A 299-nucleotide genomic window follows, 5' to 3' on the forward strand; every position below is an offset into this window, starting at 1 on the left:
CGGCATGCCGGTGCCGGTGCTGTCGCGGCGGCTGGGCCGCCGGCTCGCCGACCTGACCGTGGCCGGGCCCGTCGTCGTCCTGCTCGACGACTTCCACCACTGCGACGAGGCTTCCGTCCGGGTGCTGGCCCACCAGGCGCACCGGGGCGCGGAACAGCCCCTGCTCGTCGTGGTCGCGCAGCGCCCGGCCGGTCAGCCGCTGTGGCCGCCGATGACGCTGCCGCCCGGCGACGTCGCGACCGTCGACCTCGCGGCCTTCACCGAACCCGAGGTCGCCGAAGTGGCCGCCGCGTGGTGGT

1 protein-coding gene is annotated in these 299 nt (G+C 76.6%); it reads left to right on the forward strand.

The genetic code is table 11. The features are described 5' to 3' along the window. Positions 1–299, forward strand: a 299-nt coding sequence (locus G3I65_RS31035) for an ATP-binding protein (RefSeq protein WP_160699248.1), incomplete at both ends; no start/stop codon positions are given.

Origin of the sequence: Amycolatopsis sp. SID8362 (genome assembly GCF_010550475.1) — a bacterium.
Taxonomy (GTDB): Bacteria; Actinomycetota; Actinomycetes; order Mycobacteriales; family Pseudonocardiaceae; genus Amycolatopsis; species Amycolatopsis eburnea.